The organism is Caldisericum sp., from assembly GCA_022759145.1.
Taxonomy (GTDB): domain Bacteria; phylum Caldisericota; class Caldisericia; order Caldisericales; family Caldisericaceae; genus Caldisericum.
This window is the reverse complement of sequence record JAEMPV010000050.1, coordinates 36926-49691: the sequence shown is the minus strand read 5'-3', so window position 1 is coordinate 49691 and position 12766 is coordinate 36926. Positions and strand designations below refer to the sequence as shown.

At 37.5% G+C, this 12766-nt stretch carries 13 protein-coding genes; all 13 read right to left on the bottom strand.

Annotation, left to right across the window (positions count from 1 at the left end; translation table 11 throughout):
* Positions 1–1415 (bottom strand): MATE family efflux transporter (locus JHC30_03665; GenBank protein MCI4463250.1); only part of this gene is annotated, 1415 nt, incomplete at its 3' end.
* A 15-nt stretch (positions 1416–1430) separates the two neighbouring features.
* A complete protein-coding gene (locus JHC30_03660) occupies positions 1431–1814 on the bottom strand; it encodes a hypothetical protein (protein ID MCI4463249.1) in 384 nt (127 codons plus the stop codon).
* A 117-nt stretch (positions 1815–1931) separates the two neighbouring features.
* On the bottom strand, positions 1932–2747 hold the full coding sequence (locus JHC30_03655) for a DUF4097 family beta strand repeat protein (GenBank protein ID MCI4463248.1): 816 nt from the start codon (positions 2745–2747) through the stop codon (positions 1932–1934).
* Positions 2740–3117 carry a DUF2089 domain-containing protein gene (locus JHC30_03650; protein ID MCI4463247.1) on the bottom strand — a complete coding sequence of 126 codons (378 nt, stop codon included), beginning with the start codon at positions 3115–3117 and terminating at the stop codon, positions 2740–2742. Before JHC30_03650 ends, JHC30_03655 begins: the two co-directional genes overlap by 8 nt.
* A gap of 143 nt (positions 3118–3260) precedes the next feature.
* Positions 3261–4694, bottom strand: a complete 1434-nt coding sequence (gene pyk / locus JHC30_03645) for a pyruvate kinase (protein ID MCI4463246.1) — start codon at positions 4692–4694, stop codon at positions 3261–3263.
* A complete protein-coding gene (gene dnaJ / locus JHC30_03640; protein MCI4463245.1) occupies positions 4669–5760 on the bottom strand; it encodes a molecular chaperone DnaJ in 1092 nt (363 codons plus the stop codon). The genes pyk and dnaJ overlap by 26 nt, the downstream gene beginning before the upstream one ends.
* A gap of 17 nt (positions 5761–5777) precedes the next feature.
* Positions 5778–7556 (bottom strand): molecular chaperone DnaK, encoded by a 1779-nt coding sequence (dnaK, locus tag JHC30_03635; GenBank protein MCI4463244.1) that lies wholly within the window; start codon positions 7554–7556, stop codon positions 5778–5780.
* An 11-nt stretch (positions 7557–7567) separates the two neighbouring features.
* On the bottom strand, positions 7568–8173 hold the full coding sequence (locus tag JHC30_03630; GenBank protein ID MCI4463243.1) for a nucleotide exchange factor GrpE: 606 nt from the start codon (positions 8171–8173) through the stop codon (positions 7568–7570).
* A 101-nt stretch (positions 8174–8274) separates the two neighbouring features.
* Complete coding sequence (locus JHC30_03625) at positions 8275–9069, bottom strand: hypothetical protein (GenBank protein MCI4463242.1); 795 nt, start codon at positions 9067–9069, stop codon at positions 8275–8277.
* Positions 9032–9730 carry a rhomboid family intramembrane serine protease gene (locus tag JHC30_03620; GenBank protein ID MCI4463241.1) on the bottom strand — a complete coding sequence of 233 codons (699 nt, stop codon included), beginning with the start codon at positions 9728–9730 and terminating at the stop codon, positions 9032–9034. Before JHC30_03620 ends, JHC30_03625 begins: the two co-directional genes overlap by 38 nt.
* A 3-nt stretch (positions 9731–9733) precedes the next feature.
* Positions 9734–10543 (bottom strand): S-methyl-5'-thioadenosine phosphorylase, encoded by an 810-nt coding sequence (locus JHC30_03615; protein MCI4463240.1) that lies wholly within the window; start codon positions 10541–10543, stop codon positions 9734–9736.
* A 101-nt stretch (positions 10544–10644) separates the two neighbouring features.
* Positions 10645–11577: a pyruvate ferredoxin oxidoreductase gene (locus JHC30_03610; GenBank protein ID MCI4463239.1), complete on the bottom strand. Its 933-nt coding sequence runs from the start codon at positions 11575–11577 to the stop codon at positions 10645–10647.
* Positions 11578–11587: 10 nt separating this feature from the next.
* Positions 11588–12757 (bottom strand): pyruvate ferredoxin oxidoreductase, encoded by a 1170-nt coding sequence (gene porA / locus JHC30_03605; protein ID MCI4463238.1) that lies wholly within the window; start codon positions 12755–12757, stop codon positions 11588–11590.
* Positions 12758–12766: the final 9 nt, after the last annotated feature.

Genomic DNA, 12766 nt, shown 5'->3' with positions numbered 1-12766 from the left:
TGCTCCGAAAGAACAACGCTTTCCTCAACTAAGGCTTCTTCTTTTTTAATAATAGGGACTTTCCACTTACCAAAAGTAAACAAGATATAAATTACTATTGCTGCAATTATATTGCTGAGCGTCATTCCCCACCAAATGCCTGTAGAGCCCCAAAATTTTGCAAGAATATATGACAAAGGTAGTCTCAGCCCCCATAATCTTAGCAAATCTCCAACCATTGGTTCAACATTATGTCCTGATCCCCTAAATACACCTGAAACAGCCGAAAAAAGCCCAAAGAAAGGAAGCCCAAGGATGAAGATCGTCAAAAATTTGCTACCTTCCTGAATTACTGCAGTGTTACCAGGGATAAATACCTCGAAGATTGTGTCTCGAATAGCAAAAATAACAGCGCTTTCAATAAGTGTGATCATAAATTCAAGTTTTATACCTGCCTTTGCAATCTGTTCTGCCCTTTCTATAAGACCCGCACCAAGATTCTGCCCAATCATCGTGACAAGCGCGGCACCAATTCCATCAACAACTACAAAAATGATATGTATAGCCCTGTCGCCAATTCCATAAGCGGATAACGCAACCTCTGCGTTGGGAAGCCGACCAATAAGGGCTGTTAGAACAACAAAACCTAAAGAGGTTGCAGAATTTCCGACCGCTGCAGGAAAACCAATTTTAAAAATCCTTGAAAACCACTCTAAGTCTATCTTTAAGTGAGATAAAGATATTTTCACTCCTTTTGTTCCCTTAAACAGGAAATAAATCGCTATAAGTCCAGCAAGTGCTTCTGTAATAACAGTTGCAATCGCTGCACCAACCACAGTAAGCCTTGGAAATATCCACCAGCCAAAAATAAGAAACGGGTCGAGCACTATATTAAGAATATTTGTTACAAGTGAAATTTGCATTGGCGTAACATTATCTCCTTTTGCAGAGAGAATATTCTGAAATGCAGCACTTACAAATAGAAAAGGAATCCCCAAAACATACACTTTCATATACTTAATTGCAGTACTTGATACGCTTTCAGCATTTGTAATAAATTTTGCAACTAAAGGCATAACAAAAAACCCTACAATTGCAACAATAATACCTGCAAGCGTAAGGAAGGATAAAACTTGCGATGCTGCATGGTTTGCGTTTTTGTGGTCATTAGCACCGGTATACTGAGAAACCAGCGCAACGCCTGCAAATCCAAAACCTAAAGTAAATGATATAATAAACCACACAATCGGGAATGCAACCTGAAGTCCTGCAACTGCACTTCCAGACTCTGCTGGAGGTAGGTGTCCAAGCCAGAAGGTATCAGCCATATTGTAAAAAGTAAAAAGTATTTGTGAAATCATCAGCGGCAAACCCAGTTGGAACATTATTTTTACAGGGTTACCGGTTAAAATTTCTTCTCTTGAAACTTTTCGCATTGTTCACCTCGTAATTTATAAAACTTCAATCATAACCTTAACATTTTTACCATCTTGGTCCATCTCAGAATCCACATTCAATATGGGACCTTTAAAGTCAGGATCATTCAAAACATTCTCTAACTCTTCTATATCGATCGGTATCGTTTCTCCTTCGACTTCAATGTAATTTTTGTTCAGTAATTTAGCAGTTTTAGTAAAGAACCTCAACAAACTCAGCGGTAAATTGACCGAAACTCTCTTTGCACCATTCTCCAAAACTTCGATTCTAACTTTTCTTCCTCTTTCCTGAGTGCCATTTGCTTTTGTTTCATAAAGTGCTTCAATTAACTTTATTGCCTCAACTTTACCAATTTTGCCTTCTTGAAATAAATCAAGAATCTTCTCTAATTCTTTCATTCAAGCGCCTCCTTTAATTCTTCCTTTCGAGATAAGCTCTCTACATTCATTAAAGAGCCGACAAAACTGAGAATTTGCCCAAGTGTAAGAAGAGTAAAAGCTTTAAATCCCTTTGGTCTATTCAACTACTCCCTCCACCACTATATCTCCAAACTTTGTAACAATCTCAACCTCGCTCCTACTTTCTGTTACTTCATGGGACAACTTGTTATGCACAGAGCCAAGCGTAGAAGTTGCTTTCACTAATACACTGTTTAGTAAGCTTAGTGTAGCATCTCCAAAATATGTATTTAAAAAACTCTTACCGAAAAATTTTACTGATTTAAGAGAAATATCACCATTAAATGTGTTTAGTCTTGAGTCTTTAAATTCAATATTATTTATATCAATATCTCCCGAGTATGTCTTTATGAGAGCATTAACTTTCCCTCCATTTGCTTTTATATCGCCTGACTTAGTATTAACATTAATGGTCCCAAAAATATTTTCAAGTTCCACATCACCTGAAATTACTGAAATTACTATCCTGTCTGAAACATTTTTTACAAGAACATCAGAACTCACAGACTGAATCTGTAAAAATCCCAGAATCGAAGAGACACTTATATTTGAACTTACAGACTTTATGATTAGGTTACTCTTATATGGAACTACCAACTTTGCAAAAGTTGATACCCCAATTGGTTCATCGACAATTAAAGCACTTTCGTCTTTCCTTATTCTAAGTGAACCTTGTTCAACTTTAGGGAAATCTATATTCTCCACTCCAACAATTTCTATGTCAATTGATCTTAGATTAACATGAATCTGCGAAATGGTTTGTTGTCTTTCACTGTCATATCCAAGCGCTTTAAGTAGTTCTTTCTTTTGTTCTTCTGTTATCTTTCCTGAGGCATAGAGTTCCTCTACCTTTTTAAAAAGGTTTTCACTCATCTTTTGCCTCCTTTAGAAGTTCTATCGCTTCATCAACTGTAATTTCTCCCTTTTCAAGCTTTGAAAGAACTTCGCTCTTAGTTAATCTATCATCGTTCTCTTCCTCGTACAAATTCAGATTTTTTAGAAGTTTGTCCAATCGTGCCTTTGCAGTTGGATAGGAGATATCAAGCCTTGCCTGAAGTTCTTTTATATTGCCTCTCGACCTCAAAAACTCAATGAGAAATTCTCTATCTTCATCATCAAGAAGCATAAACCTATCAAACTCAAAAGAACCCTGAATTGTTGTGCCGCAATTACTGCATTTTAATTCAGTAATAGTAAGAGGACCGCCGCAAACTGGACAAATACTTACAATTTTCTTTTTCATTTAATTTCACCTCTAAATAATTTTAATATCATTTTTAATTTTGTCAAGAGTTAATTAAATAAAATTAAGAAATATTCTTAAAATTAAAAGGGGCTACTTTGTGTAGCCCCAAAAAGACAAAAAACTTTTCTATGCTAACTTTTCTATGCTACATCTACTTTAATTAAATTTGTAGTTCCAGAAACTCCTGTATGGGTTCCACAGACAATAATATACCTATCACCTGCTGTGAGAAGATTTAAGGCGATTGCAACTTTTGGAGCCTCATCTAATATCTCATCTACAGTTGAATAACTCCTTACCTTATACGCAAAAACACCCCATTTCAAGTTTAAGAACCTCATTGTTTCCTCTTTTGGAGTAATTGCTAAAATAGGTACCTGTGGTTTGTACTTAGAAACGAGTGTAGCAGTTTTTCCGCTTTCTGTTGCAACAATTATTAATTTGACATTGAGCAAATCAGAAATATCTTTTATAGACTTGGAAAGAACTTCGGGAACATTTATTTCAATTACTTGCGAATTAAGTTTGCTCAAAGTTGTCTTAAATAATTCACTTTCTTCAACTTCCTTTATAATACTTCGCATAACCTTTAAAGAAAGCACAGGATACTTTCCGGAGGCAGTTTCATTTGAAAGCATTAACGCATCGCTTCCATCAAAAATTGCATTAGCAACATCCGTTACTTCGGCTCTAGTCGGAAATTGTTCTTCTACCATAGAGCCAAGCATTTGAGTTGCAGTTATTACAGGCTTTCCTTTCTCGTTTGCAATCTTTATTATCTCCTTCTGAATTAAAGGAACTTTCTCAACTGGAAGTTCTACACCGAGATCACCTCTTGCAACCATTACTCCTGTAGAAGCATCTATTATGGATTCGAGGTTGTTAACCGCCTCCCATTTCTCAATTTTAGAAATTACAGGCACAACCCTTCCAAAACCATCCATTAATGAGCGAAGCTTCAAAATATCATCGCTTCTTTTAACAAATGAGAGTGCAACCATATCAACGCCGCTTTCAAGTCCAAATTTTAAGTCATCAATGTCCTTTTCTGTTAAAGGGTCGATGGAAAGAACCGTTGAAGGAAAATTAACACCTTTGTGGTCGGATACAGGACCTCCCTGTATAACTTCAGTTTTTAATTCATTAGAAGTTTTATCTACAACCTTCAATTTGACAAGACCGTCGTTTATATAAATATCATCTCCAACATTAACCTCATCTATTACTTCCTTGTATGTAATTGTTGAAATATGTTCATCGCCTAAGACATCTTCTTTTGTTAGTGTAAAGGTGTCACCCTCTTTTAAGAAAACCTCTTTATTCTTAAAGGTCCCAAGCCGTATTTTTGGTCCTTGAAGGTCTTGAAGAATTGCCGGATGATATCCGAATTCTTGTTCAATTTTTCTTATTAAGTTAATCCGTCTTAAATGGTCATCGTGGGTGCCATGGGAGAAGTTCAATCTGAAGACATCCACACCCAAATTAAAAAACTCCCGCAAGGTTTCTTCACTTTCGCTTGCGGGTCCTATCGTTACAACGACTTTTGTTTTACCCTTTTCTATTCTTTGCTTCATAGATTTCCCTCAACTTCTCATAGTAGAATGCCTCTTCACTTGTAAGGTCTGTAGGAATATCTACAATTACCTTTACTATGTAATCATATGGTCTTCTTGAGCCAAATTTCCTTCTCAATTTTATCTCAGTGCCGTGCTGGGTTCCTGGCGGTATTTTTACAATTTCTTCGCCACCTTCGATTAGAGGAACTTTTATCTCTGTTCCAAGTACTGCTTCAGGGACTGAAATATGCGCAATGTAGTATATTTTGTTCCCTTCTTTGATAAACCTTGGGTCTTTTTCAACTCTTACCCTAACATAGAGATCGCCTGCAATTCCTCCATGAGGGGCAGCATTCCCCTGACCTCTTACTCTTATAACAGTGCCATCTTCAACACCTGGCGGTATTGTAACTTTTATTCTTGAAATATTTTCAACTACTCCGCTACCTCCACAGTTATGACACTTTTCCTTTATAACTTTTCCTGTTCCATGACAAGTAGGACAGGTAGTTTGAACCACAAACTCACCAAACGGAGTTCTTTGCCTCTTTGTTACAAAACCGGTCCCGTTACAAGTGGGACAGCTTGTTGTACCGGTTCCAGGTTCTGCACCAGTTCCTTTACAAACAGGACAAGTCTCTTTTTTTCTTACTGTTACTTCCTTATCAACTCCAAGCACAGCATCTTTAAAGGGTATAGTTACCTCAACTTCAATGTCTTCGCCACGTTCTACTCGCTCACGACTTCCTGTCCCAAAACCAAAACCACCAAAGCCAAAATCTCTTAAAATGTCGCCTAAATCTGAAAAAATGTCACCCGAAAAGTCATAGGAGGGGCCGTAGGCCGATTCAGCCCCAACATTCGGTCCTACTGCCCCAAATTTATCGTACTGTGCTCTTTTCTCTGGATCACTTAAAACTTCGTATGCTTCATTTATTTCTGCCATCTTTTTGGCAGCCTCAGGGTCATCCTTATGCAAATCAGGATGATACTTCATTACAAGTTCCCTATATTTCTTCTTTATTTCTTCCTGGGTTGCGTTTCTTGGGACCCCGAGGATCTCATAATAGTCTTTATTTGCCATAGTCTAATTATACCACATTAACTTGGATTCTGTCCTTCAGTTGTTCCTCCACCCTGCTTGTACATATCCTGTCCAATTTTCGACATCAATTGATTAACTTGCTCAATTTTTGCCTTAATCATTTCTATATTACCTTCTTTAACATATTTTTCAAGTTCGTTAATCTCGTTCTCGAGCGCTGCCTTATCAGAAGGATTTATCTTATCGCCATAGTCTTTCAAGAATTTTCTTCCAGAATAAACGAGTGCATCACCATCGTTTTTGATTTGAATTTCTTCTGCCTTTTTCTTGTCTGCTTCAGCATACATCTCAGCTTCTCTCTTAAGCCTTTCAATTTCTTCTTTAGAAAGTTTATTCGAGTTAGTTACTGTTATTTTTTGTTCTTTTCCTGTAGCAAGGTCTTTTGCAGTTACATGAAGAATTCCATTTTCATCAACTGCATAAGTAACCTCAATCTGAGGAACTCCTCTTGGCGCAGGTGGAATGCCATCAAGGATAAATCTACCAAGCGATAGGTTATCCTTTGCAAGAGGACGTTCACCCTGCAAGATATGAATTTCTACGCTTGTCTGGTTATCGGCAGCAGTCGTAAATATCTGTGTTTTTGATGTAGGAATTGGTGTATTTCTATCAATCATCTTTGTAAATATTCCACCAAGGGTCTCAATTCCAAGAGAAATAGGCACAACATCAACAAGAACTACATTCTTGACTTCTCCCTCGATAATACCTGCCTGTATTGCAGCACCCATTGCTACACATTCCATTGGGTCAATTCCTCGCTCTGGTTGCTTTCCAATGTAATCTGCAACAAACTTCTGAACAATGGGCATCTTTGTTGGTCCACCTACAAGAATGATCTTATCAATTTGTTGAGGAGTAAGTCCTGCATCTTTTATAGCCTGTTCCAATGGTCCTGCACATCTCTTAACTATAGGTTCAACAAGTGACTCAAGTTTTGCGCGAGTTATATTCATTACAAGATGTTTGGGGCCTGTTGCATCTGCCGTAATGAACGGTAAGTTTATTTGTGTTTCAAGAACAGAGGAAAGTTCAATTTTTGCTTTTTCAGCAGCTTCCCTTATCCTTACCATTGCCATTTTGTCATTTCTTAAATCAATTCCGGTATCTTTCTTAAATTCTTCAACAATATAATTCACAAGGGCTTCATCCATATCGCGGCCACCGAGTTGGGTGTCTCCAGCGGTTGCCTTAACCTGGAAAACGCCTCCACCAAAATCCATAATGGTTACATCAAGCGTACCACCACCAAAATCGAATACAAGAATTTTTAACTCTTTGTCGGATCTATCAAGACCGTATGCAAATGCTGCTGCTGTCGGTTCATTTACAAGACGCACAACTTCAAGCCCTGCAATTTCTCCTGCGTTTTTGGTTGCCTGTCGCTGGTCATCGTTAAAGTAGGCAGGAACAGTAATAACTGCCTTTTCGACTTTCTCGCCTAAAAATGCTTCGGCATCTTTTTTAATTTTCTGCAAAATGAAAGCAGATATTTGCTCTGGGGTATACTCTTTTCCATAAATCACTATTTTTTCTTTTGTTCCCATTTTCCTTTTAATACCTGTAACGGTACCTTCAGGGTTAATAGTTGCCTGTCTCCTTGCAGGCTCTCCAACAAGTATTTGACCATCCTTTGTAAAAGCAACTACAGAGGGTACAGTTTTACCTGCTACACTTGGTCCTTCTGCTGCAGGTATGATAGTGGGTTTGCCCCCAATCATAACAGCTGCCGCAGAATTGCTTGTTCCAAGGTCAATTCCAATAATTCTTCCCATAGTTTCACCTCCTAATTATTTGAGTTATTTGAAGAATTTTCATTTTTATTTTCGCTCGGCTCCTTAGAAACGGCAACAACTGCCGTTCTGAGGACATTATCACCAATATAGTAACCTTTTCGAAGAACTTTCACAACAGTTCCTTGTGGGTAATCCTTTGTCTCTACCACCTCACCAATATCAGCAATATTAGGGTCATACGGCTTATTTATCAAATCCATCTCTTTAATTCCATAAGAAGATAAGAATTTAAATAACTGGTCTTTTATAAGCATCAGTCCCTTTGAGTGCTCAGAATCTCCGTTTAGAGATTCAAGAGCCCTTTCAATGTTATCAAGGACTTCAAGAAATTCTTTGAAAATATTAATCTTTTCCTTGAGGACTAATCTCTTTAATTCCCTTTCATAAATATCAGACTCCTGACGGAGTCTTTCTTTTAACTTTATATTTTCCATTTTAAGGTCGAAAATTTCATTTTCTTTTTTCTTAAGTTCGTTTTCCATTTCCTTAATCTTCTCCTCTAATTGGTTTTCGGTATTTTCACTGTTTTCAACGTGTGGAGTTTCGGTATTTTCATCGTTATGGTTATTTTTCTTTTCTTCCTCATTATTAGCCACTGCTTACCTCCTATTTAGCAAATACATTGTCCATCTGCTAATAATTTACCAAAAATTTAATTTTAGTCAAGAGGTTAACCGTATAAAAATTAAATTTTTTTTCAAAAAAGTTCCCTTTCAATTACGAACCCAAGATTCGACAGTATTTCTCTTTTAGCAGTTACAACAAACGCATTCCCCAAAACCCTATAAACACCTTCTCTTAATCTAACGGGTTCTAAACCATAAATAGCTACAAGATTATCAAGGATGTTTCTTTTAATCGAAAGTGTTGTATCAATCAAGAAAATAAAAAGATCTGGTTTGACATTTTTAAATCTCTCAAAAGCCAATTTCAAGTCATTTAATGATATATTGTTTGGTGGGCTTTCCTTCAACTCGATCATAATCAATTCCAATTTCCACTTTCCAAGAATATCAATATCGCCTCCTTTATCGAGTTCCTTAACTTTTACATTCAAAATCGATTCTATTCCAAATCTTTCTTTTATAAAATCTGCAATGAAAGCTTCAATAAGCAGATCAAAATCATATGATATAAAGTAAACTTTACCGTCTCTTTTGATGAGTCCGGACTCGACAAGTTGCTCTAAAAATTGTCGCTCAACTTTCCACTTTGAAAACAAAAATAAAACCGCTTCTTCGCTTAGAGCCTTGTAAAGAGATAAATCACTTAAAAGCCTTCTTACATAATACTTTGAGATTTCCCTAAAAAAATTGGAGCCGCTTAAATCTTGCGGCTCCTTGAAATTAAAACTTTTAAATCCACGAACAGAAAGAAGTTCCTCAAAGCCTACTTTTTCAAAATTAGTTACCCTCTCTAAAAGTTTAAATTTTCTCTCAAGAATTTCAACTTTCTCAAATATAGTAGAGATATCTTCTTTTTCTCCCTGCATGTCTTCCTATAAGGGCTGCGTAAAGTACCCCAAAAATGAAACCTCCGACGTGTGCAAAAAATGCGATACCCGAAGCAACTCCAAAATTCGAAAGCCCCTCAAACAGTTGAGACATAAACCAGATAAGAAGATAAACAGGTGCAGGAATTTCTATAATCGTTACAAAAAAGAAAATAAAAACAAGCGTTCTGATCCTTGAGCGTGGAAACAGAAGAAAATATGCTCCCATTGTTCCTGCTATTGCACCACTTGCACCAATCACAGGGACAGTTGAAGCACCCATAGTCAAAAGTTGTATAAGAGATGCAAAAATCCCTGCAAGAAGATAGAACAAAAGAAAATGGAAGTGCCCAAAGTAATCTTCAACATTATTACCAAATATCCACAGGAAAAGCATGTTAAAAATAAGGTGAGACCAACTTCCGTGAAGGAAAATTGAAGTTATAAATGTAAGATAAGGAGCGCTAAATAGTGGCGCATTTAGAATATTTTTAGGCACAAGTCCATATGTTAAGTAAACATTTGCAAGATATTGCTCTGGCACAGGTGCTGAAGCTGCAGTAAAGTAAATATACATAAAGATAAAACTATTTACGATAATTAAAAGTATTGTAATAAAAGGAAATGTTTCTATTTCTTCAGTGTCTCGAAGTGGAATCACTTGTTATTCTCCTACTCTTGCATCCTTTAAGGCTTCACCGCATTTGCAGTGCCTTTCCGCAGGCGTGTGTTCAATAATGTATTTAACAACTTCCTTCAAGGTACCAATATTTTCATTAAATTTCTTTATAACCATTTCCTGAGTTACAGGTTCAACATTACCTTCCGCAACAATTCCGACATCGTAATCGGTAACAACTGCAACATTCACATAGCACATTTCAAGTTCTCTTGCGAGCACTACCTCAGGATATTGAGTCATATTGATGATATGAAAACCCATTCGAGTAAAGAATATGCTCTCTGCCTTAGTTGAAAATCGAGGACCCTGTATCACTACAACTGTTCCGGTTCTGTGAAACCTTACTCCGAGTTTTTCCAACGCTTCAATTGCAATTCCGCGTAATTCAGGACAATACGGTTCAGCCATACTTATATGGGTTGTTATTGGTCCTTCATAAAAAGTACATTCCCTGCCACTTGTAAAATCGACAAATTGATCAGTTACAACAAAGTCTCCCACTTTGTATTCTGGTTGGAGGCTTCCTACTGCTGTTGGTGCTATAATTCTTTTGACACCAAGTTCTTTAAAAGCCCATAAATTGGCCCTGTAAGGAATCTTGTGAGGTGGATACTGGTGAAGTTTTCCATGTCTTGGCAAAAATGCAACACTTCTGCCCTTATACTCGCCTATTGCTATAACATCAGAAGGCGCTCCATATGGAGTTTCAATCTTAACTTCTGAAACATTCTCAAGAAAAGAATAAAAGCCCGACCCACCAAAAACTCCAAATTCTGCTGTGTATTTTCCCATTTTACCTCCTTTAGCAAATAAATGAAATTCTATATTTATTATAGTAACTTTGTAAAATTAAAAAAGCCCCCAAACGGGGGCTATTAAAATATTTCTCTTAATTATAACTGGACTCCTGATTCCTCAAGTTTTAAGAGTCTTTCCCACTCTTCGTCTATCATCTTTTGCATCTCTTCAATTATATGTTTATTTTCAGGCTTGAAGAGATGTTTAAACCTTCCCTGACCTTTTAAGAACTCCTCGATTGGTTTTCTTTCTTTCGGTTTGTAGTTAATCTTAACTTTACCATTCTCAATTTCATAGAGAGGCCAGAAGTTTGTCTCAGTTGCAAGTTTGGAATACTGAATTGTCAATGATGGGTCATAGTGCCAGTTTGTAGTGCAGGGCTGGAAAACAGCAAGGAAGGCAGGACCATCTGCTTCGAAACCTTTCTTTGCTTTGTTGTAAAGGTCAAGCAAGTTATGAACTGCTGCCTGTGCTGCATAGGGAATCCTGTGTGCTGCAGTAATTTCAACAATATTCTTCCTCCACTGAGGTTTGCCGTAACTAACTTTTCCTGCAGGGACTGTTGTAGTGCTTGCACCAAAAGGAGTTGCACCACTTCTCTGGTTTCCTGTATTCATATATCCCTGGTTATCATAAACAACATACATGAATTTATGTCTTCTTTCAAGTGCACCGGATAGAGCCTGAAAACCTATATCGTAGGTTCCACCATCTCCACCAATAGCAATTATGTTTACATCGGTATCAATTTTACCTTTCTTCTTAAATGCCCTCAATGCTGTTTCAATGCCTGCTGCAACCGCTGCAGCATTTTCAAACGTGAGGTGAATCCATGGAACATTCCATGCATTAAAAGGATATATTGTCGATGTTACCTCAAGACATCCTGTTGCGTTTGCAATAATAACAGGCTTATCAGAGGCTGCAACTATCGTGTTCACAATCGGCGGAATTCCACATCCAGCACACATTCGATGCCCTGAAACTAAGGGCTTTTCTTTGGATACAATTTCTTGAATCGTTGCCATATTTACCCCCTTATTCCCTTAAACCTATGTACTTCTGGGTTTGAGAATCAACATTTCCAGAAAGAAGTTCCTCAAACACCTTCTTAATATCGCTCTTGAAAATATCCCTACCACCAAGACCATATACATAACTCTGAAGTTTTGGCTTATTTTCTGCCTCAAATAGTGCATTTCTAATTTCAGTATAAAGCGGTGCATATGCGCCAAAGGCAATTGCCCTATCAAGAACACCTACAACCTTAAACTTCTCGAGAGCCTGCCTCATCTCTTTGTATGGGAAAGGTCTAAAGAGTTTAGGCTTTATTAGACCAACCTTATAACCCTGTTCTCGCATTTCATCAACTACGTCTTTTGCTGTTCCTGCAGTAGAATTTAATGCAATAATAACTGCTTCAGCATCGTCAGTTCTGTATTCTTCAAAGAATGGGTACTTCTTCCCTGTTAGTTTAGAAAGTTCTTCGCCAACCTCAAGATATACATCTTTTGCGTTCCATATTGCCTCTTCCTGTTGTCTCTTAACCTCAAAGTAGTAATCAGGAAGTGCAAGAGGACCAACTGTATAAGGATTTTTAACATTTAAAAGATACCTATCTGGCTTTCTTTCACCAATAAATTTTTTAACCTCTTCATCTTCAAGGACTTTTACTACTTCAACACCGTGGCTTGTTATAAAGCCATCCTGCATGACCATAACTGGAAGTAACACTTTTGGATGTTCTGCAATTCTTAAAGCAAGTAGTGTATTTTCATATGCTTCTTGCGCATTTTCAGAGTAAATTTGAACCCAGCCCAAAGTCAATGTTCCCATTGTATCCGAGTGATCGCAATGGATGTTAATTGGAGCTGAAAGTGCTCTGTTTACAACAGGCATAACAATAGGGAGCCTTAATCCAGGCGCTGCTGCTACAATTTCCCACATAAGTGCAAGACCTTGTGATGATGTTGCACACATTGCCCTTGCACCGGCAGCAGAAGCTCCAACTACTGCAGAAAGTGCAGAATGTTCTGATTCAATTGGAACCATCTCTGTATCAACAACGCCATCTGCAACAAACTGTGCAAAGAATTCAACTATTGGGGTTTGGGGTGTTATTGGATATGCAACTACTACATCTGGATTTATCTGTCTCATTGCCTCGGCTGTCGCCTGAGCTCCTGTTAATGGTTTAAGTTTTGCCATAGCACCCTC